Source organism: Halolamina salina (assembly GCF_054653455.1).
On record NZ_BAAIGE010000002.1, the window covers coordinates 623,207 to 644,461 of the forward strand.

Genomic DNA, 21,255 nt, shown 5'->3' on the forward strand with positions numbered 1-21,255 from the left:
AACGGCCCTACTCCAGCTTGTTCAGGGCCTCGAAGAACTCCGCGTCGGGGCCGGCGATCCGGACCGGCGTGTCGGCGGTTCGGATCGTCACCGTCGCCGGCGGCTCCGGACTCCGGGTCACGCGGCCGTCGACGACGACGTGGGCCTCCGGCGCCCCCGTGAGCCGGACCGTAATCTCGCTGTCGTGGCCGACCGCCAGCGGCGGCATCCCCGCCTCGGCGCACATCTCGTTGACCACGATCGCGTCCACGTCGGGGTGGATCAGCGACCCGCCCTCCGAGAGGTTGTACGCGGTCGACCCCGTCTGCGTCGCGGCGAGCACGCCGTCGGCCCGGCCGGAGGAGAACAGCGAGCCGTCGATCCGGATTTCGAGGTCGATCCCGCCCGCGCGGCCGCGCTGTGGACCCTGGAGGACGACCTCGTTGACCGCCGCGGGGCTCTCCCAGCCCTCGCCGGCGGCGACGAGCCGGGGGGCTTCGCGAACCGAGAGCTCGCCGTTCTCGAGGGCTTCGACCTCCCGCATCACCTCGTGGACCGCCTCCTCCGGCCCGAGCGCGTTCAGGAAGCCGACCTCGCCGAGGTTCACGCCGAGGATCGGCGCCCCCCCGACCCCGCGGGCGGCGAACAGGAACGTGCCGTCGCCGCCGATCGCGACGACCAGATCGCACGCGTCCATCGCGGCGACGGGGTGGCCGGACTCGTCGTGGACCCCCGCCGTGGCCTCGTCGAGCCACACCTCGACGCCGGCCTCCCGGAGGCGGTCGCGGATGTCCGCCGCCAGGAACGACGCCCGCCTGTTGCCCCGCTTCGCGACGATACCGACCAGCATGGCTCGCGCTTCCCACCCCGCCGGCAAAAACGCGCGGATACGCGCCACACGGACAACCTTCATTTGCGGGCGCGACTGAAGGTTCGTCAATGACTGACCGCCCCGCGGAGGTGAACGCACCCCAATGAGCGACGAGGAGGAGGAAGACTGGTTCGAGCGTGCGATGCGCGAGACCGACGAGGAGGAGCACGCGGGCGCGGACGAGGAGGAGCGCGCGGAAGAGGAGTCCGCTGGTGAGGAGTCCGCGGAAGAAGAGTCTGCGGAAGAGGAGCATGCGGAGGAAGAGTCCACCGCCGAGGAGTCCGCCGAGGACGGGGAGGACTCGTTCGGCGAACCGGCTCGCGAGAAATCCTCGGCACCCCCCGAGTCGGACCCGTTCGGCGGCGCCAACGGCGGGGGCGGGGCGGACTCCTTCGAGGACGCACAGCCCGAGGACGACCCCTTCGGCGGTGTCGCCGGCGAGTCGGAACCCCCCAGCTCCGGGGAGGATCCGTTCGGCGACGCCCCCGGGTTCGGCGAGCGCGGGACCGCCCCCGACGCGATGGGCGACGAGGGCGGCGGGTTCGGCGGTGGCGACGGCGGCGGTGGATTCGGCGGCGGCGCCGGCGGGTTCGGTGGCGAGGGGGAGTCGTTCGACGAGGCGGAGCTCGACTCGGACATCGACCGGATCGACGTGGGGATCGAGGGGCTGGACGAGATGATTCTCGGCGGCATCCCCAAGCGCTCGCTGATGGTGGCCATCGGCGCCGCCGGGACGGGGAAGACCACGTTCGGCCTCCAGTTCCTGACCGAGGCGTTGCGGGAGGACCAGCGCGCGATCTACATCACGCTGGAGGAGTCCCGCGAGGCGATCCTCTCGACCGCCGAGGAGAAGGGCTGGCCGTTCCGCGAGTGGCGCGACGAGGGCCGGCTGGCGATCGTCGCGATGGACCCCATCGAGATGGCGAACTCCCTGTCGTCGATCCGGAACGACATCTCGCGGCTGGTCGAGGAGTTCAACGCCGACCGGCTGGTGCTCGACTCGGTGTCGCTGCTGGAGATGATGTACGACCACCCCGCCGACCGCCGGTCGGAGGTGTTCGACTTCGCGCGCTCGCTCAAGCGGGCGGGCGTGACGACGATGCTCACCTCCGAGGCCGACAGCGAGGACGCCTACACCTCGCGGTACGGCATCATCGAGTACCTGGTGGACGCGGTGTTCATCCTCCAGTACGTCCGGCCCTCGGACTTCCGGGAGACCAGACTGGCGGTGGAGATACAGAAGATCCGGGACGCGAACCACTCCCGCGAGACGAAGCCATACGAGATCACCAACGAGGGGATCTCGGTGTACCGGCAGGCGAACATCTTCTGAAGCTCTCCTGCGGTGAGCGCCAACCGCAGGAGTGCGAAACGAGGTGCCGACGACGGTCAGTCGGCACCGTGTGACGCTCCGTCGCGGCGACGATCTGTCGCGACAGTGTGATCCCCGTCGTGGTGACGACTCAAGCCGTGCCCCCGCCCGGCGGTCGTCGGAGTAAAGACCTCCCGCCGTGAGCATCCGGTATGACCGGCATCGTACGGACGATCCTCCGCCGGCTGTTCAACCGCGAGTTCCAGCCGGCCGACGTGGCACAGCAGGTGGTCGGGGGGTTCCTGCTCGCGGGACCGTTCGTCGTCACCGAGGAGGTCTGGGTGCTCGCGGGGTTCATGAACCCCGCCCAGTGGGTGACGGTGGTCGGGATGGTGTTCGCGATCGGCTGGGGGGCGCTCTACCGCGCCGACAGCGGCCGCGACGCCGACGACGAGACCGAGGTCGCGGGGATCCCCTATCGGTTCCTGACGCTGATGCTCGTCTCCTTCGGCTCGGTGCTGGTGCTGGCGTTCAGCTTCGCCGCGCCGGAGGCGTTCGACGCCGACGTCTACCAGACCGCGAAGGCGGTGAGTATCGGCGCCGTCTTCGCGGTCGTCGGGGCCGCGACCGCCGACAGTGTGTTTTAGCCTCCCGCAGCGAGCGTCCTGTTGCCGCCGTGCTGGAGCGACGACGCTCGATGCCATGGGAGGGCTCTGACCGCCGGCGGCGCGTGACCGCTCGCGGCCCCGTACCGCGGCTCTCGCCCCCACCGACGACGGAGTTAAATCCCCGTCACGACTACTAATCGGCAACAGTGAGCGCGACGGTCGAGACGCGCCGGGACCCCCGTGGCGACGCCACCCACGAGTCCGAGGCGTGGCAACTGAAAGAGCGGATCCGCCGAACTGAGGGCGTGTTGAAGCAGCGCCGCAGCTTCTTCAGGGACGCCTACCGCCGTGCCGACTGCCGTCTGATCTTCGTCGACGGGGAGCTCGCCGGCTTCGTCTCGGCCCGCCGCGACGGCTACATCCTCTTTCTCGCGGTGTCGCCGGACCACCGCGGCGAGGGGTTCGGGGAGCGCCTCGTGGCCGCCGTCGCGGCGGACCACGACTCGGTGACCTGCCACGCCCGCGCGACCAACGAGGACGCGCTCTCCTTCTACCGCCACATCGGCTTCGAGGTGGTGCGCCGCATCGAGAGCTACTACGAGGACGGCGGCGACGCCTACTACCTCAAACTCGGCGAGGAGCGGACCATCTCGGAGAAGCTGTCGGAGTTCGTTCGCAGGTAGGAGGACCGTTCGCTCGCGGTCAGTTCAGCGCTTCCTCGAACGCCTGCGCCAGATCGTCCTTCAGGTCGTCGACGTGCTCGACGCCGACGCTGACTCGGATCAGCCCGTCGGTCAGCCCCGCCGCCTCGCGCTCCTCCTTGGGGATCGCGGCGTGGGTCATCGTCGCCGGCTGCTCGATCAGGCTCTCGACGCCGCCGAGGCTCTCCGCGAGCGTGAACACGTCCGTCTCCGAGACGACCGTCCGGGCCTGCTCCAGCGTGCCGTCGAGTTCGAAGCTGAGCATCCCGCCGAAGCCGTCCATCTGCTCCGCCGCGAGCTCGTGGTCCGGGTGGCTCTCCAGCCCTGGGTAGTAGACGCGGTCGACCGCGTCGTGATCCTGCAGCCAGTGGGCGAGTTCGCTGGCGTTCTCGCAGTGGCGGTCCATCCGCACGGGCAGCGTTTTGGTCCCGCGGAGGACGAGGAAGCAGTCGAACGGCGACGGGGTGGCGCCGACGGAGTTCTGGTAGAACGCGATCCGGTCGTCGAGTTCGGCGTCGTCGACGATCAGCGCGCCGCCGACCACGTCGGAGTGGCCGCCGAGATACTTCGTCAGCGAGTGGGAGACGATATCCGCGCCGTGCTCCAAGGGTCGCTGGAGCATCGGCGTCGCGAACGTGTTGTCAACGGCGCTGAGCGCGTCGTACTCGTCGGCGATGTCGGTCAGCGCGTCGATGTCGTTGACGTTCAGCAGGGGGTTCGTCGGCGTCTCGACCCACAGGAGTTCGGTGTTCTCCTGCATCGCATCGCGGACCGCGTCGTGGTCGGTGGTGTCGACGAAGTCGAACTCCAGATCGTACTGCTCGTACACCTGCGTGAAGATGCGGTGGGTGCCGCCGTAGACGTCGTCGCCGGCGACGACGTGGTCGCCGGACTCGAGTAGATTGAGGACGGTGTTGATCGACCCCATCCCCGAGGAGAACGCGCGGCCGAACTCCCCGCCCTCCAGCGCGGCGAGGTTCTCCTCCAGATCGGTCCGCGTGGGGTTGCCCGTCCGGGAGTACTCGTAGCCGCGGTGGTCGCCCGGCGCGTCCTGCTTGTACGTGGAGTTGGCGTAGATCGGCGTCATCAGCGCGCCGGTCTCCTCGTCGGGCTCCTGTCCGGCGTGGATCGCGCGCGTCTCGATGCGTTCGTCGTCGTGTTCGTCGCTCATACCGGCAACTGGGCCGGTGGGGGCGTCATAGTTCCGCTTCCGGCCCGGTCGGTGGGGTGTCTCGGCGGCACACCCCGTCCCGAGAACGCATCGTTTATACGCCGACCACCAGTACGCGGGAACAAGACCATGCCTAGCTCCAACGGGCCCAACACCGGAACCCGGAACAAGCTCTCGAACCACCCACGCGAGCGCGGTACGTCGCCGCCCCAGCGTGCCATCGCCGACTACGACGAGGGACAGAAGGTCCATCTCGTGCTCGACCCCTCGGTGGAGGACGGGCGCTTCCACGCCCGATTCAGCGGCCACACCGGCGAGGTCGTCGGCAAGCAGGGCGACGCGTTCAAAGTCCAGATCACCGACGGCGGCAAGGAGAAGACGATCATCGCCGCCGCCGCCCATCTCCGCGCGCAGGAGGAGTAATGACGATCTTCAAAGAGAAGCTCGACGAGGAGTATCTCACCGCCGCCGAGGTGAAAGAGGAGCTCCAGTCCGTCGAGGAGGAGCGCGCGGCCGACGAGGAGCGTGAGCTCCGCTACGAGCTGGCCCGCGCCATCGAGCACGTGAACCGCTTCGCGCTGCTCGACGCCGAGGAGTCCCGCGAGCTCGTCGAGCGCCTGCAGGAGCTCGAGAAGGTCGACGAGGCGACCGCCCACAAGATCGCGGACCTGCTCCCCCGCGACCGCGACGAGCTGCGGACGGTGTACGCACAGGAGCGCTACTCCCTGTCGGGCGAGGAGCTGGACGAGATCCTCAACGTCGTCGCCGAGTACGCCTGACTGCGGGCGCTTTCGACTCGTTCTCACGCCGGGCGACAGTTTATCCGTCGGGGTGACGTACGCCGGCCATGAGCGACGCCGAGGAGTCCGGTACGGCCGGGGACGCCACCGAGGAGGAAGTCGAGTACGCCGTCGTGCTCGACCACCTCCCGTACGGGCGCCCCGACGACGATCGGCCACAGCACCAGAAACCCGAGATCGCCTACGCGGTGGGCGAACAGGCGTTCGATCTGTTCGAGCTCACGCTGGCCGACGGCGCCGACGTGAGCATCGGCGACCGGATCGTCGTCGCGCCCGACGCCGACCGCGATCTGGTCCAGCGCTACCGCGAGATCGATCACGACGACCTCTCCCGGGGTGCCGAGCAGGAGCTCGACTACGTCATCGAGGAGATCGTCGAGCGCCACCCCGACCGCTTCCTCGAGTACTTCAACGAGGCCCAGCCCCTGACACTGCGGCTCCACCAGCTCAACGTCCTCCCCGGGATCGGCGAGAAGCTCCGGGACGACATCCTCGAGAGCCGCAAGCGCGAGGGACCTTTCGAGAGCTTCGAGGAGATGGAGGAGCGCATCTCCGGCCTCCACGACGCGAAAGGCACCGTCGTCGAGCGGATCATCGAGGAGCTAACCGAGGACGTGAAGTACCGGGCGTTCGTCGGCGAGGAGGAGTAGCCTCTCGTCGGGAGTGTGAGCCGGCCGCCGCGACCGGAACGGGGCTTTTAACGCCGGCGACGCGGTATCGCCGGTAATGACTGGGTCCGACGACCTGCGGGACCCCGACGCCCTCATCCGCCGAGCCAAGCGGGGGAACCCGGAGTTCGACCAACACTTCCTCGTCGACGACCGGGTGCTCGACCGGCTCCCGAGCTACCTCCCGGAGGGGACCGACCGCTCGCACGTCCTCGAGATCGGCGGCGGGACCGGCGCGCTCACCGACCGCCTGCTCGCGGCCGCGCCCGAAGACGGGCAGGTCACCGTCGTCGAGCGTGACCCGGACCTCGTCTCGTTCCTGCGCGAGGAGTTCGCCGACGCGATCGAGTCGGGTTCGCTGACCGTGATCGCCGGCGACGCCCTCGAGGTCGACCTGCCGGGGTTCTCGGCGTCGGTGTCGAACCTCCCCTACGGCGCGTCCTCGGAGATCGCGTTCGACCTGCTACCGCGGAAGCGCCCGCTCGTGCTGATGTTCCAGCAGGAGTTCGCCGAGCGGATGGTCGCCGGGCCGGGCGAGGACGACTACGGCCGGCTCTCGGTGTCGGCCCAGCACTACGCCGACGTGGAGATCGTCGAGCACGTCCCCGCCGAGGCGTTCGACCCGCGGCCGCGGGTCGACAGCGCGGTGGTGCGCTGTACCCCCCGCGAGCCGGAGTACGAGGTGGCCGACGAGGAGTTCTTCCTGCGGTTCGTGAAGGCGCTGTTCACCCAGCGCCGGAAGACGATGCGCAACGCCGTCCGGAACACCGGCCACATCTCCGGGCTGGAGACGCCGGACGCCGTCGTGGACGCGGCGGAGGAGTCGCTGATGAGCAAGCGTGCGGGGAACGTTTCGCCCGCGGAGTTCGCCGCGCTCGCACAGCTCGCCCGACAGATCGATCCCGGCGTCGGCAACGGGGGTGGCTGAATGCCCGGACACCACGCGCTCCGGGAGGCGATCTGGGCGGCGACGGCGTCGACCGAGGCGAGGCTCCTGCTCACGCTGGTCGCGCTGGTCGTGCTCGGAATCGTTGGCTCGGCGGTGCGGTCGCTCGGGCCGCGGCTGAAAGCCCACGTCGACGACGCGGTCGCCGAGTCGATACAGGCGGGGATCGTCACCGTCTGGTCCGCGATGACCGCGATGTTCCTGATCGCGGTCTGGCGGGCGGGCTGGCTGCTCGAACAGGGGCTGTCACAGATCGACCCGTCCCGCCAGCAGGTCGCCGCGATCGTGCTGAGCGTCGCCGTCCTCGTGGCCGCGTACGGGCTGACCCGGCTCACCAAGAGCAGCATCCGGCGGCTCTCGAAGGAGCGCGGCGCGATCAGCGACCACCAGCAGGAGGTCGCCCACCACCTCGTCCAGCTGTTCGTGTTCGCCATGGCGGTGCTTGTGGTGCTGGGGATCTGGAACGTCGAGCCGGGCCAACTGCTGCTCGGCGCGGGGGCCGCCGGGGTCGTTATCGGCCTCGCGGCCCGACAGACGCTGGGTGCGGTGCTCGCGGGGTTCGTGGTGCTGTTTTCCCGGCCGTTCGATCTGGGCGACTGGGTCGTCATCGGCGACGAGGAGGGGATCGTCACCGACATCACCGTGTTCAACACCCGGATCCGGACGTTCGACGACGAGTACGTGATGATCCCCAACGACATCGTCACGGACACCGAGATCCGCAACCGCTCCCGGAAGGGGCGCCTGCGGATCGAGACCGACGTGGGCGTCGACTACGACACCGACGTGGAGCACGCGATGGAGACCGCCGCGAAAGCGATGGCCGAGACGGAGACGCCGATGGAACGCCCCGGACCCAACGTCGTGCTCGCGGAGTTCGGCGGATCGAGCGTCGTGCTCCGCCTGCGGTACTACATCGACAACCCCAGCGCCCGGAAGATGTGGAAGGCCCGGACGGAGGTGATCGCGGCGGTCAAGGAGGCGTTCGCCGAGGAAGGGATCAAGATCCCGTTCCCGCAGCGCGAACTCTCCGGCCGGGCCGAGGCCGGCAGCGTCGCCGTCTCGGGGGTCAGTGTGAGTGACGTGACCGACGACGACACCGAGGAAACGGACGGGACGGACGACGATCGCATCGAGCGCGAGGACGCTGCCGACGACGCTGACGCGGAGGCGGACGGATGACCGACGAGGAGTCGACGGCCGCGGGGCTGGCCGAGCGCCGCGGGGAGGAGACGAAGGTGTACCAGCCGGCGGAGGACTCGGGGCTGCTCGCCGACGCCGCCGCGGAGTTCGCCCGCGGCCGCACGCTCGAGGTCGGCACCGGCTCGGGCTGGGTCGCCGAGCAGGTCGCGCCCGAGGTGCCGGAGATCGTCGCCGCCGACGTGAACCCACACGCCTGCCAGCAGGCCCGCGAGCGGGGGATCGAGGCGGTCCGGACGAACCTCATGGACGCCTTCGCCGAGGGGAGCTTCGAGACGGTGCTGTTCAATCCGCCGTACCTCCCGACCGACCCCGAGAACGAGTGGGACGACTGGATGGAGCAGGCGCTCTCCGGCGGCGAGAGCGGGCGCGAGCTGATCGAGCCGTTCCTCGACGACCTCGGCCGCGTGCTCGCGCCGGGCGGGCAGGCGCTGCTTCTGGTCTCCTCGCTCGCGGGGTTCGAGGAAGTCGAGGAGCTGGCTCGCGACGCCGGCTTCGTGCCGGAGGAGGTCCGGCAGGAGTCCTACCCCTTCGAGACGCTGTCGATCCTGCGGCTGACGCGCTTTACGCTCTGTGGGAAGCCGTCGTCGGGGAAGATCGACTGAGCGACCGCTACTGAGTCGTGGACGCAGAGTTTTGCGAGGGAAGAGCACTCCGAGAGCGTCTTCCCGCATCACGGGGTGGTTGCCCCGACGATGCGAGGGAAGGGATTTGAACCCTTGGACCTCTACAGGAGCGGATCTTGAGTCCGCCGCCGTTTCCCAGCTTGGCTACCCTCGCACGCGTTCATCGCTTGGTTACACCATTACTTCCGTCCTGCGGTTTCTCTACCGGAATTTGCCGTTTTAGGGTTCGTTGACAAAATGATTCTCCGAAGGTGGAGCAAATCCACTCGCCGTATTCTGGCTTCTTGTAATCCTCAGCCTACACTATCGAAATTCTAAATCCGAACCGATGTTCCGAAGCCCCAGCACGAATACACCGACCGCCACAAAGGCACCGAAGGCTGAGGCGAGGTTGTAAATGAACGGCCAGGTACTCGTCAGGATAGCTACACCAGCTACGATCAACGTGAAGCCAACCACGAGGACGGCTTGTGCAAGTGTTTCAGCCGAGTGTAGATTTTCTGGCATGCCGAGGACTCTACTGAAGAACGGGCGAGCCTTATCGAGTTCATGCTCATCAGTCATCCTCGTATCTTGGCCGATGACACGGTATTGGATAGCAAACGGACGTGGGATGCGTTCTTTTGTTCCATCCGCTACCTGTTCCACCCGTGTTCTTAGAAACGATGCAGAGTTTCTTTGCACATAATGGGTCAACATCACCAAACCAAGTAGAGTGTAAAGCCCACCAGCAAGAAGCACGATGACGCCCAACTTGAGATAACCATCTTGTCCAATATATTGAAGAAGGGGTCCAGCAAGCAGAGCAGTAACTACAATCAGAAGATAGTACGAGTTGTGGAGTAGCCTATCTCTGTACCTGTATTCTTCTCCGGCCTGCTCGTACTCGGTGTGCAGTAGTCGATTGCCAATTAGTTCCTCTCTGGAGAATCCGTCTGGTTCTTCATTTTCGGAATCGTTCGTCATGCCACGAGTTATCCTAAGTAGAACAAAAGAAGTTGATGACCGCTCCCGCGGACTTTAGTCAATTCTGTCCAGTGCATCGCGCCGACCGTCGGATGAGGTGCTATTGTACTTCATCGCCTGGTCGTTTATCATGCAACTGTCAGCCGTGAGGTCCTCCTCCCGGGTCATCGACGTGCTTTAAAAGAACGGTTTGGATCGACCGACGGTGATAACGCGCTCCCCGCCTCGATGTGACGGCGATAGTTTCAGGCCCCTGCCCGTCCTACTCCCCCGACGATGGACGAGCACACCCGCGACCCCGGCGTCGCGCCGCCGCTGGGGGACCCGACCGGGTGGCGCGAGGACCGCCGCTGGGAGCACGCCACGCTCCGGCGCGCGGCCGAACACGGCGTCCGACTGTACAACGACGCCGCCTACACCGAGAGCTACGACTGCTTCAAGTTCGAGTGGTACAACTACGGTCGGGGCACCGCGGAGTCGGCGTTCTGTCACGGGATGCAGCAGGTCGCCGCCGGCACGCACAAACACGCCGCCGACGCCGGGCGGGGCGCCGAGGCCGGCGACGACGGGATGCGCTCGCTGTTCTCGACGGCGCTCGACTATCTCCGCGGGGTGCCCGACGACTTCTACGGCGTCGACGTGGCCGCGGTCCGGCGCCGCCTGCTGGTCGCGATGTTCGAACCGCGGCTGATCGACGACTGGCGGATCGCGATCGACGACCACACGCCCGACGCCTACCCCGCCGACTACGAGTACGCCGCGGGGCTGGGCTGAGATGCTCCCACCCCAGCGCGTCGCCGACGCGGAGTACGCCAAGTGGCGCGTCCTCGCCGACGTGACCGAGACGTGGTTCGGGACGTTCGTCCACGACCCCGCCCACGCCGACCGCGCGGCGGCGACACAGCTCCTCGACGCGCGGCTCCCCTCCACGGCGGAACTCCCGCCGACGGTTGGCGACGACGAGGCCGCACAGTCGCTCCTCGAACAGCTCGACAGCCTCTACCGGCGCCACGACCTCCCCCACCGCGTCGTCGCCGGCCACGACACCGAGACGGCGGTCCGCCTCGATCCGCTGCTCCGGACCAACGGCTACGAGCGGGAGGACTACCGCGCGCTCGTCCCGGACTCGACCGTCCCACCGGGCGACGACACGACGCTCCAGTTCGACACTCGCCGGCACGGGAGCGACGAGGCGCGGGCCGTCCACGAGTCGGTCGGTCGCGACCCGGCGGGGATCGAGTACACGGCCGCGATCGCGGGCGCGCTCGACGGGCGCGAGGTCGTCGTCTCCCGCGGCGGGGAGCCGATCGGCGCCGCCGGCTGGTACGTCCACGACGGCGCCGAGGGCGAGGATCCGGTCGCCCGATTCACCCACGTCGGTGTCCGACCGGACGCGCAGGGCGAGGGCGTCGGCGCCGAACTGGTCCGGGCGGTCGTCGATCGGTGTCCGCTCCCCGACGAGCGGATCGTCGTCTGCGCCACGAGCGAGCACGTCGGCTTCTACGAGTCGGTTGGGTTCGCCCGGATCGCCTCCCTCTGGCGGTTCGCCCGGCTCCCCTGAGCCGGCGACGGTCGCCCCGACCGGAGCGCCTTTGCCCGGCCCGGAACAGCCTCGGGTATGCACGATCGGGAACTCCTGTTCGACCTCGCCCGGGCCGCCGGCCCGGTGGGATACGAGGACAGCGTCCGGGCGGTCGTTCGCGAGGCGCTGGCTCCCGCAGTCGATCGGATCGACACCGACGCGATGGGAAACGTCGTGGGTACTGTCGAGGGCGAGGGCGACCGCGAGGTCGTCGTCGCCGCCCACATGGACGAGATCGGCTTCATGGTCTCACGGGTCACCGACGATGGGTTCCTGCGGCTCGACGCCCTCGGCGGCTGGAACGCCCAGATCCTCCGCGCACAGCCCGTCACCGTCCACACGGACGACGGGACGGTCGCGGGCGTGATCGGCGCCGAGCCGGCACACACGCGCGACGAGGACGACGTGGAGGACATCGACGACCTCGCGGTGGATCTGGGGCTGGACGGCGACGCCGCGGCCGAGACCGTCTCGGTCGGTGACGTGGTCACGCTCGACGCCGAACCGCGCCTGCTGGGCGACTGCGTGACCGGGAAGGCGCTGGACGACCGCGCGGGCGTCTACGCGATGCTCGCGGCCGCACGCGCCGCCGACCCCGACGCGACAGTCCACTTCTGTGCCACGGTGCAGGAGGAGGTCGGCCTGCGCGGCGCCCGCGCGGTCGCGACCGACGACCGCTTCGATCCCGACCTCGTGCTCGCCCTCGACGGGACGCTCGAACGGAGCGTCCCCGGCGTCGACGCCGCCGAGACGGTGTCAACGCTCGGCGATGGCGTCGGAATCAAGCGCAAGGACGCCTCCGTGATCCCCAGCCCCGCGGTGATCGAGTGGCTCACCGACGTGGCCGAGGCCGAGGGGATCGCCCACCAGCGCGAGGTCGCCGCAAATATCGGGACCGATACGGGCGCGCTCCAGAACGCCGGTGGCGCCGTCCTCTCGGGCGCGCTCTCGATCCCCGTGCGCTACCACCACTCCCCCGTCGAGACCGCCCACCGCGACGACCTGTCGGCGACGGTGGCACTGCTGACGGCGGCGCTGTCCCGGACGGCATCGCTGGTGGAGTAGGCCGAAGCCGATCCCTTCTTGCCCGTTCACCTCCTTCAGTGGGGTATGCAAATCCACCAGTTGGGCGAGGGACAGCCCGAACTGGCCGTCGTCGCCGGCATCCACGGGGACGAGCCCTGTGGCGTCGAGGCGGTCGAACGTCTCGTCGCCGAGGACCCCGAGGTCGACCGCCCGGTGAAGCTCATCATCGCCAACGAGGAGGCGCTGGAGCGGGGCGTCCGGTACGTCGAGGAGGACCTCAACCGCGCGTTCCCGGGCGACCCCGACGGCGCTACCCACGAGTCGCGGCTGGCCCACGAGCTCGCCCGCGAGGTGCAGGGCTGTACGGTGCTGGCACTGCACTCTACGCAGTCCTACGCCGAGCCGATCGCGGTGATCGACACCGTCGACGAGATCGCGCGCTCGCTTGCGCCGCTGCTCCCCGTCGACGTGCTGATCGAGACCGACAACTACACCGACGGCCGGCTGGTCGAGCACGCCCACACGATCGAACTGGAGTGCGGACTCCAGGGGAGCGAGGAGGCCGCCGAGAACGCCTACTGGCTCACCCGGGCGTTCCTCGCGGCGTCGAACGCGCTGTCGGTGCCCGCGACGGACGACCGGCTGGCCCAGCCCGAACGCGGTGAGGTCGAAGTGTTCCGCCTCGACGGTCCCATCGCCAAGCCGCCGGGCCGGGAGTACGACGTGGTCGTCCCGAACTTCGAGAAAGTCGAGGCCGGCGAGCGGTTCGCGATCGCCGACGGCGAGGCGCTGACCGCCGACGAGCCGTTCTACCCCGTGCTCCTCTCGGCGGAGGGGTACGACGACATCTTCGGCTACGCCGCCGAGGCGGTCGGCCAACTGGAGTGAGCCGGCGCTCCGAGCGGTTGGGACGGATGCCCGTCGTCGTCGGCGGTTCGGTACGTTTATTTCCGGCACCGGGGTTTGAGTGACCATGAGTGGACGCCCGCTCGACGTGCTCGAGGAGTCGCTCTCGGAGCCGGTGACGGTCCATCTGAAGGACGGCGAGTCCTTCTACGGGGCGCTCTCGGGCTACGACCAGCACATGAACGTCGTGCTCGAACCGGCCGACGCGAGCGACGCCGTGCTGGGCGAACTCGACGTCGAGGAAGTGGACAACACAACGATTATCCGTGGCGACAACGTCGTTTCGGTAACTCTATGACCGGCGCAGGAACACCGAGCCAGGGGAAGAAGAACACCACGACCCACACGAAATGTCGCCGCTGCGGCGAGAAATCCTACCACACGAAGAAGAAGGTCTGCTCCTCGTGTGGCTTCGGGAAGTCCGCCAAGCGACGCGACTACGCGTGGCAGTCGAAAAGCGGCGACAACTGACGGCTCTCACTGCAGTCTTCTCTGCCGTTTTCTCACGGAGTAGCGGCGGCGCTCGCGCCATCGACGGTCGCAGCGACGGGTAGCGCGATCGCTGCGCCGCCTCTCGGTATGCACGTCCCTGAATATTCTCTCCGTCTACCGGCAACGATACAGCACGATAGCGGGGGTTTTTGGTTCCGCGCGACCGACGGGCGGGTATGCACGAGGGTTCGGCCGAAGGGCCGACCGGCGGGATGCGGGAGAAGTGTGGCGTCGTCGGTGTCGCGCTCGAGGACCGCGGGGCCGCCCACCCCTGTTACTACGGCCTGTACGCGCTCCAGCACCGCGGCCAGGAGTCGGCGGGGATCGTCACCCACGACGGGTTCCAGCAGCACGACCACGTCGAGATGGGACTGGTCGGCGAGGCGTTCGAGGAAGAGGACCTCGACGGCCTCCAAGGCTCGACCGGCGTGGGCCACGTCCGCTACCCGACGGCCGGCAGCGTCGACAAGGCCTGCGCACAGCCCTTTACCGTCTCCTTCCGATCGGGTTCGCTCGCGCTGAGTCACAACGGGAACCTCGTCAACGCCGGCGAGATCCGCGAAGAGTTGGCCGCCGAGGGCCACGCGTTCACCTCCGACGGCGACACCGAGGTGATCGCCCACGACCTCGCTCGCAACCTGCTCGACGCCGATCTCGTCCGCGCGGTCAAGCGCACGATGGACCGCATCCACGGCTCCTACGCGCTGACGGTGATGCACGACGAGACCGTGCTGGGGATCCGTGACCCGCAGGGGAACCGCCCGCTCTGTCTCGGAAAACTCGACGACGGCTACGTGCTCGCCAGCGAGTCGGCGGCGATCGATACGCTCGGCGGCGAGCTGATCCGGGACGTGAAACCCGGCGAGCTCGTCCTGCTCGACCCCGACGGCACGGGGTACGAGAGCTACCAGCTGGTCGAGGAGGACAACACCGCCCACTGCTTCTTCGAGCACGTCTACTTCGCGCGGCCGGACTCCGTGATCGACGAGGAGTTGGTCTACGACACGCGCCGCGACCTCGGCGCGCGGCTCTGGGACGAGTCGGGCGTCGAGAGCGACGTGGTGATGCCCGTCCCCGACTCGGGGCGGGCGTTTGCGACGGGGTACGCCGAGGCCGCGAGCGAAGAGCTGGGCGACGACGGCCCGGAGTTCGCGGAGGGGCTGATGAAGAACCGCTACGTCGGGCGGACGTTCATCATGCCGACGCAGGACCAGCGCGAGCAGGCCGTCCGCCTCAAGCTCAACCCCATCCGATCGACGGTCGAGGGGAAATCCGTCACGCTGATCGACGACAGTATCGTCCGCGGGACGACTTCGACGCAGCTCGTCTCGCTGCTGGAGGAGGCCGGCGCGGCGGAGGTCCACCTCCGCATCGGCGCGCCGCAGATCCTCGCGCCCTGCTACATGGGGATCGATATGGCCTCCCGCGAGGAGCTGATTGCGGCGGGACAGGACACCGAGGGTATCCGGGAGACTGTCGGCGCCGACTCGCTCTCCTACCTCTCGGTCGACGGCGTCGCCGAGGTGCTCGGCGAGTCGCGCGCGGACCTCTGTCTGGGCTGTGTAACGGGGGAATACCCCTACGACATCGACGGCGAGGAGACTGACCGGGACGTGACGCGGCCGGAGATCGACGGTCCCGTCGTCGCGGACGACTGAGGCACGGCGACGGTCGGCCGTTCCTCTGTGACGACTGAGACGCGGCGACCGGCGGTCGTGCAGGACGACCTCTCTTGACGGCACAAGCTCTTTCTCACACCAGCCGAACGGAGCCTGTATGCGGACGTTCTCGCCCGACGACGCCGATCGGGAGTCGCTCTCCGATGCGCTCGGGACGACCGACGTGGCGATCAACCGCTATCGGCTCCCGCCCGGGGAGGGACTGCCGAGCGGACTCCACACCCACCTCGATCAGGAGGAGGTGTTCGTCGTCCTCGAGGGGACGGTGACGTTCGAGACGCTCTCTGAGCCGGTCGTCGTCGGCGCCGGCGAGGCAGTCCGGTTCGCGCCCGGCGAGTACCAGACCGGAACGAACGACGAATCGTCGTCGGCTCTCGTGCTCGCGCTCGGCGCGCCGAAGGAGAGCGAACAAGTGCGCGTCCCGCTCGACTGCCCGGACTGTGGCCATCGTGGGCTCTCGCCGGCGTGGGACGGCGGGGTACTGCTCACCTGCCCCGACTGCGGCGGCGCGCACCGAACCCGGGGCTGTCCAGAGTGTGAGCGCGCGGAGATGGAGGTCAGGTCCGGGGAGGGTGAGGAAGAGACGGTCGTCGTCTGCCCGGACTGCGGCGCGGAGCGGTCCGAGCCGCGGTGGGCGTAGTCAGGCGATCACGTACACGAACAGGTAGACGACGACGCCCAGCGCGAACGAGATCGCCCAGAGGGGCGCCGCGACCTTCCCGACCTTCCGGTGGTTCGTCTGAGGGATCTCCGAGACGGGGTGGCTCCACGCCAGCAGCAGCGCGTAGAACACCAGCGGCACGCAGACGATCGCGAGCGTGATGTGGATTCCGAGGATCGCGAGGTAGGCCGTCTCGAGCAGCCCCGTCGCCGGGAACTCCGTCGGGCCGACGAGGCTGACCCGGTAGAGGTAGGCGACGAGGAAGGCGGCGAACAGACCGAACGTCGCCCCCATCAGCTTCCGGTGGCGCTCGACGTTCCCCTCGCGGATCGCGCGGACGCCGAGGACTACGGTGACCAGCGCGACCGTACAGATCAGCGCGTTCAGGTGTGGAATGGCGTCGACGACCGCCGCGGGCGCCTGTGGGAGCGCCCCGGCGGGGACGACACGCAGCGCGGCGGCAAACACGAGCGCGAGCGCGACGGCGGAGAGCACCGCCGCCGTCCCGAGCGTGTGGTCGCGGACGGTGGCACGAACGTTCATACCGGAGCGTCGGCCCGGCGGGGCAAGAAACGTGTGGCGACGGCACGAGTCTGTCCATGGCGATCGCGCTCCCGTCGCCCGACGGCGACGCCAAAAGGAAGCCCTTTTACTGGGCCGTCGGCAATGAACGATTGCAGCAAGCACGCGAGCGTGGGTAGCCAAGCTAGGCCAACGGCGCAGCGTTGAGGGCGCTGTCCTGTAGAGGTCCGCCGGTTCAAATCCGGTCCCACGCATCGCACGGCGGGCAACCACCCGCCACACGATGCGGGTGCTCGTCCTCCGGACAGCACCCACGCACATTCCTTCCGGACACCACTCGAACAGCGACGGCACCGTCCTGTGGAACTATGGGTCTCGCCCCGGTAGCGCCGGCCATGCCCGGTCGATCGAGCGACTCCCCGGTACTGTTCCTGATCGGACTGGCCGTCGCAGCCGTCGCCGTCGTCGGAACCACGTTCCTCGGCTGGGAGTTCGGCGAGTCGAGCGGTTCCGTGCCGGTGGTGATCGGCGTCGCCTGCGCCGTCGCCGGGGTGGCGGTCTGGCTCCGGCACTGACTCCCGAACCAGTCAGAAACGGAGAGTTTTCCCGTTGACGGCCGACCCCCGCCCATGGTCGAGCCAGTGCTCACCAGACAGCGCGTCGATCCCGACCGCGTCGACGACCTCCGGGAGTGGACCGCGGAAGTCCGGGAGCGGCCGGACGAACACGTCGAGACGCTGCGCAACGAGGGCGTCTACACCGAGACCGCGTTCCTCGAACGCATCGACGGGGAGCCGTACCTCACCTACTACATGGAGACTGAGAGCGTTCAGGCCGTCTTCGAGGCGTTCGAGAACTCGGAGTTCGACATCGACGCCGAGCACGAGGCGGTGATGCGGGAGGTGCTCGAATCGGGCGAGAACGTCGCCGACGCCGAGGTGCTGTACCATCAGGTCAACCCCGACAGGCCGGCCGACGTGACCGACTGACGCCCGATCGGCGGCGCCACGGCTGCTCGGTCGGCGTCGAAAGAAAGCGGCACTGCGGAAGCGTCGGTGAGAGGGTCGCTGTCGTTTAACCGAACAGCTCGCCGAGGCCCTCGCCGGACTCCTCGTCGCCCTCGTCTTCGTCCTCTTCTTCGGCCTCGGCCTCTTCCTCGGCCTCCTCTTCCTCTGCTTCCTCGGCCTCGTCGGCGCTACCGCCAGCGCCGCCGGCGGCCGCACCGCCCGCGGCGGGCGCGGCGGCGGCCGTCTCGATGGCCTCCTCGATGTCGACGTCCTCCAGCGCGGCCACGAGGGCCTTGACGCGGGACTCCTCGACGTCGACGCCGGCCGCTTCGAGCACGGCCGTGATGTTCTCCTCGTTGATCTCCTCGCCCGATTCGTTCAGCGTGAGTGCAGCGTAAACGTATTCCATTGTTCTGAGTTACCCGAACATCTCGCCGAGACCTTCGCCGCCGTCGGCGTCGTCGTCGTCGGAGTCGTCCTCCGGTTCGGCGTCGTCGGCGTCCTCGGCATCAGTTGCTTCGTCGTCCTGTTCATCCTCGTCCTCCTCGACGTCCTCGGAGGCTGCCGGCGCTTCCACGCCCTGCAGCTCCTCGGGGAGCGCCTCCTCGTCGTCGATCTGGGCGGCCAGCGCACGCAGCTGTGCGTCCGCCTTGCCGATCAGATCGGGAGCCAGCTCCTCGTTGACGATCGTCGCCTCGAGGCCGACGGACTTGGCCTCGCCGGCCGCCTTCGCGAGCAGGGTGCCCGCGTTCTCGGCGGTCGGGTAGGCGGCGTTGACCGAGAGGTTCCGGGCGGCCGCGGCGGCAGCCTGGATGTCCTCGCGGTACTCGTCGACGTCGAGTGCGAGCTCGTCGGGCTCGAACAGCACGCCGTCGGCGTAGACGGCGCGCAGGTCCAGCCCCACCTCCTTGGGCTCGATGCCCATCTCGGCGAGCACGTTCGCCAGGTCCTCGGAGACGGTCTCACCGGCCTCGAGCACCTTGGAGTCCTCGGTGACCTTGATCGACCCCTCCATGATTCGCGCGGAGGCGCCGACCGACTGGAGCTCGCCCACGAACGGACCGGGGTCGATCCCGGTGTCACCCTCGGGGATGACGATGTCGTTGGGGGCGACCTCGCCGGCGCCGATCGGCGCCGGGGTCTTCGAGGCTTCCAGCTCCTTGAACAGCCCGAAGGGGTTGTCGTTCGAGCCGACGAAGGCGACCTCGCCGCCGATCTCGGCGGCGAGCTGTTCGAGGCCCTCGTCGACCTGCTCGACGGCGCGGGTCATGAGCGTGTTGCGGCTCATGCGCACCTCGGCGGTGCCGTGGAGCCCGCGGCGCATGCTCTGGAGCTGTCGCGAGGGGATGCCCGTGACGCCGACGATGCCGACGGCGTCGTAGCGCTCGAGGAAGTCGACGAGCTCGTCGACCTCCTGCTGCTTCCACTGGGGCACCGTCTCGGTCTTGCGGACGTCCTCGGCTTCGCTCATGCGGGCACCTCCACGGCCGGCCCCATCGTGGTCTTCACGTAGATGGAGTCGATGTTGAGGGGACCCTTCTCGAGGTCGGCCTCGAGACGACGGATGATGACGTCGATGTTGTTCGAGACCTCGTCGGGGGTCATGTCCTGGGCGCCGACGCGGGTGTGGAACGTTCGGCGGTCACCGGAGCGGATCTGAACGGTGTTCTTCATCCGTTCGATCGTCTCCACCACGTCGTCGTCGGGCTGGAGTGGGGTCGGCATCTTCCCTCGCGGACCGAGCACGGTCCCGAGGTAGCGGCCGATGTCTTGCATCATCGCGGCCTCCGCGATGAAGAAGTCCGTATCGTCGGCGAGGTCCTTCGCCTCGTCGTCGTCGTCGCCGAGGTCCTCGAGCTCGTCGGGGCCGAGCACCTCGTCGGCGACGTCTTCGGCGCGGACGGCGGTCTCGCCGGTCGCGAAGACGACGATACGTGTCTCCTGTCCGGTTCCTGACGGGAGCACGACGCTCTCGTCGACCCGGTTGGACGGGTCGTTCAAGTCGATGTCGCGCAGATTAACTGCGAGGTCGACCGTCTCGGTGAAGTTCCGATCGGGTGCGTCCTCGAGTGCGCGGGATACTGCTTCCTCTATTGAATCTGCCATCTTTCACCTCCGTAGTACGCGTAGGTAGCTCCTACGGGTGAGTGAAACAGGCTACGCCTGTCTCACCCGAGACGACGGCGATGCGAGACTTAAAGCCGTCGAACTAGGGACCCGCCGAAACCCGCCGAGGGCGCCGTGTCGGTCCCTGTGACGCCGTCCCGTGGCGCGTCGACGCGCCGCGTCGGCGAAGGCAAAACCCTATACCACGAACTCCACAAGCGAGCACAGGAATGGAGGACCGCACGCGCAACTACCTCAAGGGGCGATTCGGCGACTACTACGCCGACGCCGACATCTCGGTGCCGCCCGCACCCGCGGCCCGGGAGTGGGGGCACATCCCCTACACCGAGAGCGAGGGGACGACGATGGTGCGCCACCGCTCGCTGCTGGACATGGGCGGGGACGCCCAATCGGTCCGGGAGTTCCTCGCCCGCGAGGCGCCCCGCCACGCCTACTTCTCGGCCGCACGCTACGACGACCCCGACAACCGGACGATGGCCGAGAAGGGCTGGCGCGGCGCGGACCTCGTGTTCGACCTCGACGCCGACCACCTCCCCGGCGTCGACGAGGAGGAAGCGAGCTACGCCGAGATGCTCGAAGCCTGTAAGGACGCGCTCAAGCGACTGCTGGACCTGCTCCGGGAGGACTTCGGCTTCACCGACGACGAACTGCTGATCGTCTTCTCGGGCGGCCGCGGCTACCACGTCCACGTCCGCAACGACGCGCTGCTCGACCTCGACAGCGAGGCGCGCCGCGAGATCGTCGACTACGTGCGCGCGGTCGACCTCGACCGCGACGGCCTGATCCGGACCGTCTCCTACGGCGGCACCACCCGCCGTGAGCTCAAGACCGGCGGCGGGTGGGGGCGACGCGTCCACCGTGAGCTCGTGGAGTTCGTCGCCGACCTCCGGGAGATGGACCGCGAGGACGCCCTCGAACAGCTCACCGCGTTCGACGGCATCGGCGACGGCCGCGCGGGCACCATCCTCGACGCCGCGGAGCGCAACCCCGACGCGATCCGCGAGGGGAACGTCGAGGCCGGCGGCCCCGGCCTGCGGAAGCTGATCGAGGCGCTGACCGCACAGGTCGTCGGCAACGAGACGGCGCCGATCGACGAGCCGGTCACCACCGACGTGCGCCGACTCATCCGGCTGCCGGGGACGCTCCACGGCGGGACGGGGTTCGTCGTGAAACCCATCGATCCCGCGGATCTCGACGCGTTCGACCCGCTGTCCGACGCCGTCGCCGACCGCTTCCGCGGCCAGCGAATCATGGTGAACGTCACCGAGCCCGGCCCGGTCGACTTGGGCGCCGAAACAGCTTTAGAGCCTGGTCCGCAATCAGTGGAAGAGTACGTCGGCGTGTTCCTCATGGCGAGGGGGCGCGCCGAGAAAGCCGCAGAGTAACCGAACGAACCCGCAGGCCA

At 68.4% G+C, this 21,255-nt stretch carries 27 protein-coding genes and 2 tRNA genes; 21 read left to right on the plus strand and 8 right to left on the minus strand.

The features are described from left to right. Positions 1 to 7 precede the first annotated feature (7 nt). A complete protein-coding gene (locus ACYQZ5_RS03800) occupies positions 8 to 829 on the minus strand; it encodes an NAD(+)/NADH kinase (protein ID WP_459845225.1) in 822 nt (273 codons plus the stop codon). A gap of 124 nt (positions 830 to 953) precedes the next feature. Between ACYQZ5_RS03800 and ACYQZ5_RS03805 the strand changes: the two genes are divergently transcribed. From ACYQZ5_RS03805 to ACYQZ5_RS03815, 3 genes are all read left to right on the plus strand, one after another. Further along, entirely contained in the window at positions 954 to 2,183 is a 1,230-nt protein-coding gene (locus ACYQZ5_RS03805) for a KaiC domain-containing protein (protein ID WP_459845227.1), read from the plus strand. Positions 2,184 to 2,374: 191 nt separating this feature from the next. Then, on the plus strand, positions 2,375 to 2,809 hold the full coding sequence (locus ACYQZ5_RS03810; protein ID WP_379731404.1) for a DUF2391 domain-containing protein: 435 nt from the start codon (positions 2,375 to 2,377) through the stop codon (positions 2,807 to 2,809). A 167-nt stretch (positions 2,810 to 2,976) separates the two neighbouring features. Beyond that, positions 2,977 to 3,453 carry a GNAT family N-acetyltransferase gene (locus tag ACYQZ5_RS03815; RefSeq protein ID WP_379731403.1) on the plus strand — a complete coding sequence of 159 codons (477 nt, stop codon included), beginning with the start codon at positions 2,977 to 2,979 and terminating at the stop codon, positions 3,451 to 3,453. A gap of 19 nt (positions 3,454 to 3,472) precedes the next feature. Here the strand turns inward: ACYQZ5_RS03815 and ACYQZ5_RS03820 are convergent, their stop codons facing one another. Then, on the minus strand, positions 3,473 to 4,642 hold the full coding sequence (locus ACYQZ5_RS03820) for a cystathionine gamma-synthase (protein ID WP_379731402.1): 1,170 nt from the start codon (positions 4,640 to 4,642) through the stop codon (positions 3,473 to 3,475). A 129-nt stretch (positions 4,643 to 4,771) separates the two neighbouring features. On the opposite strand from ACYQZ5_RS03820, the gene ACYQZ5_RS03825 reads away from it, so the two are divergent. The 6 genes from ACYQZ5_RS03825 to ACYQZ5_RS03850 all read left to right on the plus strand — a co-directional run bounded on the left by ACYQZ5_RS03825 (position 4,772) and on the right by ACYQZ5_RS03850 (position 8,861). Continuing rightward, complete coding sequence (locus ACYQZ5_RS03825) at positions 4,772 to 5,065, plus strand: 50S ribosomal protein L21e (RefSeq protein WP_379731401.1); 294 nt, start codon at positions 4,772 to 4,774, stop codon at positions 5,063 to 5,065. Next, positions 5,065 to 5,421 carry an RNA polymerase Rpb4 family protein gene (locus ACYQZ5_RS03830; protein WP_053948549.1) on the plus strand — a complete coding sequence of 119 codons (357 nt, stop codon included), beginning with the start codon at positions 5,065 to 5,067 and terminating at the stop codon, positions 5,419 to 5,421. Before ACYQZ5_RS03825 ends, ACYQZ5_RS03830 begins: the two co-directional genes overlap by 1 nt. Positions 5,422 to 5,489: 68 nt before the next feature. Continuing rightward, complete coding sequence (locus ACYQZ5_RS03835) at positions 5,490 to 6,092, plus strand: DUF655 domain-containing protein (protein ID WP_379731400.1); 603 nt, start codon at positions 5,490 to 5,492, stop codon at positions 6,090 to 6,092. Between the two features lie 76 nt (positions 6,093 to 6,168). Further along, positions 6,169 to 7,038: a 16S ribosomal RNA methyltransferase A gene (locus ACYQZ5_RS03840; protein WP_379731399.1), complete on the plus strand. Its 870-nt coding sequence runs from the start codon at positions 6,169 to 6,171 to the stop codon at positions 7,036 to 7,038. Then, positions 7,039 to 8,238 (plus strand): mechanosensitive ion channel family protein, encoded by a 1,200-nt coding sequence (locus tag ACYQZ5_RS03845; RefSeq protein WP_379731398.1) that lies wholly within the window; start codon positions 7,039 to 7,041, stop codon positions 8,236 to 8,238. After that, a complete protein-coding gene (locus ACYQZ5_RS03850) occupies positions 8,235 to 8,861 on the plus strand; it encodes a HemK2/MTQ2 family protein methyltransferase (protein ID WP_459845234.1) in 627 nt (208 codons plus the stop codon). The genes ACYQZ5_RS03845 and ACYQZ5_RS03850 overlap by 4 nt, the downstream gene beginning before the upstream one ends. Positions 8,862 to 8,952: 91 nt before the next feature. On the opposite strand, the gene ACYQZ5_RS03855 is transcribed toward ACYQZ5_RS03850, so the two are convergent. Both ACYQZ5_RS03855 and ACYQZ5_RS03860 read right to left on the minus strand, forming a co-directional pair. Beyond that, a tRNA-Leu gene (locus ACYQZ5_RS03855) sits at positions 8,953 to 9,036 on the minus strand. Positions 9,037 to 9,185: 149 nt separating this feature from the next. Next, the gene (locus tag ACYQZ5_RS03860; RefSeq protein ID WP_379732585.1) at positions 9,186 to 9,848 is read right to left on the minus strand and encodes a hypothetical protein; all 663 of its coding nucleotides are present in this window, start codon (positions 9,846 to 9,848) and stop codon (positions 9,186 to 9,188) included. A 276-nt stretch (positions 9,849 to 10,124) separates the two neighbouring features. Here ACYQZ5_RS03860 and ACYQZ5_RS03865 point away from each other — a divergent pair, with 276 nt between their 5' ends. The 8 genes from ACYQZ5_RS03865 to ACYQZ5_RS03900 all read left to right on the plus strand — a co-directional run bounded on the left by ACYQZ5_RS03865 (position 10,125) and on the right by ACYQZ5_RS03900 (position 16,173). Continuing rightward, positions 10,125 to 10,622 (plus strand): DUF309 domain-containing protein, encoded by a 498-nt coding sequence (locus ACYQZ5_RS03865; protein ID WP_379817657.1) that lies wholly within the window; start codon positions 10,125 to 10,127, stop codon positions 10,620 to 10,622. Between the two features lies 1 nt (position 10,623). Further along, entirely contained in the window at positions 10,624 to 11,409 is a 786-nt protein-coding gene (locus tag ACYQZ5_RS03870; RefSeq protein ID WP_379817659.1) for a GNAT family N-acetyltransferase, read from the plus strand. A gap of 57 nt (positions 11,410 to 11,466) precedes the next feature. Beyond that, a complete protein-coding gene (locus ACYQZ5_RS03875; protein ID WP_459845239.1) occupies positions 11,467 to 12,495 on the plus strand; it encodes a M42 family metallopeptidase in 1,029 nt (342 codons plus the stop codon). A 45-nt stretch (positions 12,496 to 12,540) separates the two neighbouring features. Continuing rightward, a complete protein-coding gene (locus tag ACYQZ5_RS03880) occupies positions 12,541 to 13,344 on the plus strand; it encodes a M14 family metallopeptidase (protein WP_379731630.1) in 804 nt (267 codons plus the stop codon). An 85-nt stretch (positions 13,345 to 13,429) separates the two neighbouring features. After that, a complete protein-coding gene (locus ACYQZ5_RS03885; RefSeq protein WP_053948557.1) occupies positions 13,430 to 13,660 on the plus strand; it encodes an LSM domain-containing protein in 231 nt (76 codons plus the stop codon). Then, positions 13,657 to 13,833: a 50S ribosomal protein L37e gene (locus ACYQZ5_RS03890; RefSeq protein ID WP_049980850.1), complete on the plus strand. Its 177-nt coding sequence runs from the start codon at positions 13,657 to 13,659 to the stop codon at positions 13,831 to 13,833. Before ACYQZ5_RS03885 ends, ACYQZ5_RS03890 begins: the two co-directional genes overlap by 4 nt. 233 nt (positions 13,834 to 14,066) lie before the next feature. Further along, a complete protein-coding gene (gene purF, locus ACYQZ5_RS03895; protein WP_379731633.1) occupies positions 14,067 to 15,512 on the plus strand; it encodes an amidophosphoribosyltransferase in 1,446 nt (481 codons plus the stop codon). A gap of 118 nt (positions 15,513 to 15,630) precedes the next feature. After that, positions 15,631 to 16,173: a cupin domain-containing protein gene (locus ACYQZ5_RS03900; protein WP_379731629.1), complete on the plus strand. Its 543-nt coding sequence runs from the start codon at positions 15,631 to 15,633 to the stop codon at positions 16,171 to 16,173. Here ACYQZ5_RS03900 and ACYQZ5_RS03905 read toward each other — a convergent pair whose 3' ends face one another. After that, a complete protein-coding gene (locus ACYQZ5_RS03905; protein WP_379731628.1) occupies positions 16,174 to 16,737 on the minus strand; it encodes a DUF420 domain-containing protein in 564 nt (187 codons plus the stop codon). A gap of 148 nt (positions 16,738 to 16,885) precedes the next feature. Between ACYQZ5_RS03905 and ACYQZ5_RS03910 the strand changes: the two genes are divergently transcribed. The 3 genes from ACYQZ5_RS03910 (at position 16,886) to ACYQZ5_RS03920 (ending at position 17,705) form a co-directional block, all read left to right on the plus strand. Continuing rightward, positions 16,886 to 16,970: transfer RNA gene (locus ACYQZ5_RS03910), tRNA-Leu, on the plus strand. A gap of 141 nt (positions 16,971 to 17,111) precedes the next feature. Further along, positions 17,112 to 17,291: a multidrug transporter gene (locus tag ACYQZ5_RS03915; protein WP_379731627.1), complete on the plus strand. Its 180-nt coding sequence runs from the start codon at positions 17,112 to 17,114 to the stop codon at positions 17,289 to 17,291. 54 nt (positions 17,292 to 17,345) lie between these two features. After that, positions 17,346 to 17,705 (plus strand): DUF6176 family protein, encoded by a 360-nt coding sequence (locus ACYQZ5_RS03920; RefSeq protein WP_379731626.1) that lies wholly within the window; start codon positions 17,346 to 17,348, stop codon positions 17,703 to 17,705. Positions 17,706 to 17,790: 85 nt separating this feature from the next. On the opposite strand, the gene rpl12p is transcribed toward ACYQZ5_RS03920, so the two are convergent. From rpl12p to ACYQZ5_RS03935, 3 genes are read right to left on the minus strand one after another with little or no spacing between them, the layout of a single operon-like run. Further along, the gene (gene rpl12p, locus ACYQZ5_RS03925; RefSeq protein WP_379817663.1) at positions 17,791 to 18,132 is read right to left on the minus strand and encodes a 50S ribosomal protein P1; all 342 of its coding nucleotides are present in this window, start codon (positions 18,130 to 18,132) and stop codon (positions 17,791 to 17,793) included. A gap of 9 nt (positions 18,133 to 18,141) precedes the next feature. Then, positions 18,142 to 19,194, minus strand: coding sequence for a 50S ribosomal protein L10 (locus ACYQZ5_RS03930; RefSeq protein WP_379732069.1), 1,053 nt, complete (start codon positions 19,192 to 19,194; stop codon positions 18,142 to 18,144). After that, a complete protein-coding gene (locus ACYQZ5_RS03935; RefSeq protein ID WP_379732068.1) occupies positions 19,191 to 19,829 on the minus strand; it encodes a 50S ribosomal protein L1 in 639 nt (212 codons plus the stop codon). Before ACYQZ5_RS03935 ends, ACYQZ5_RS03930 begins: the two co-directional genes overlap by 4 nt. A gap of 230 nt (positions 19,830 to 20,059) precedes the next feature. Here ACYQZ5_RS03935 and priS point away from each other — a divergent pair, with 230 nt between their 5' ends. Then, the gene (gene priS / locus ACYQZ5_RS03940) at positions 20,060 to 21,235 is read left to right on the plus strand and encodes a DNA primase small subunit PriS (protein ID WP_379817667.1); all 1,176 of its coding nucleotides are present in this window, start codon (positions 20,060 to 20,062) and stop codon (positions 21,233 to 21,235) included. Positions 21,236 to 21,255 lie beyond the last annotated feature (20 nt).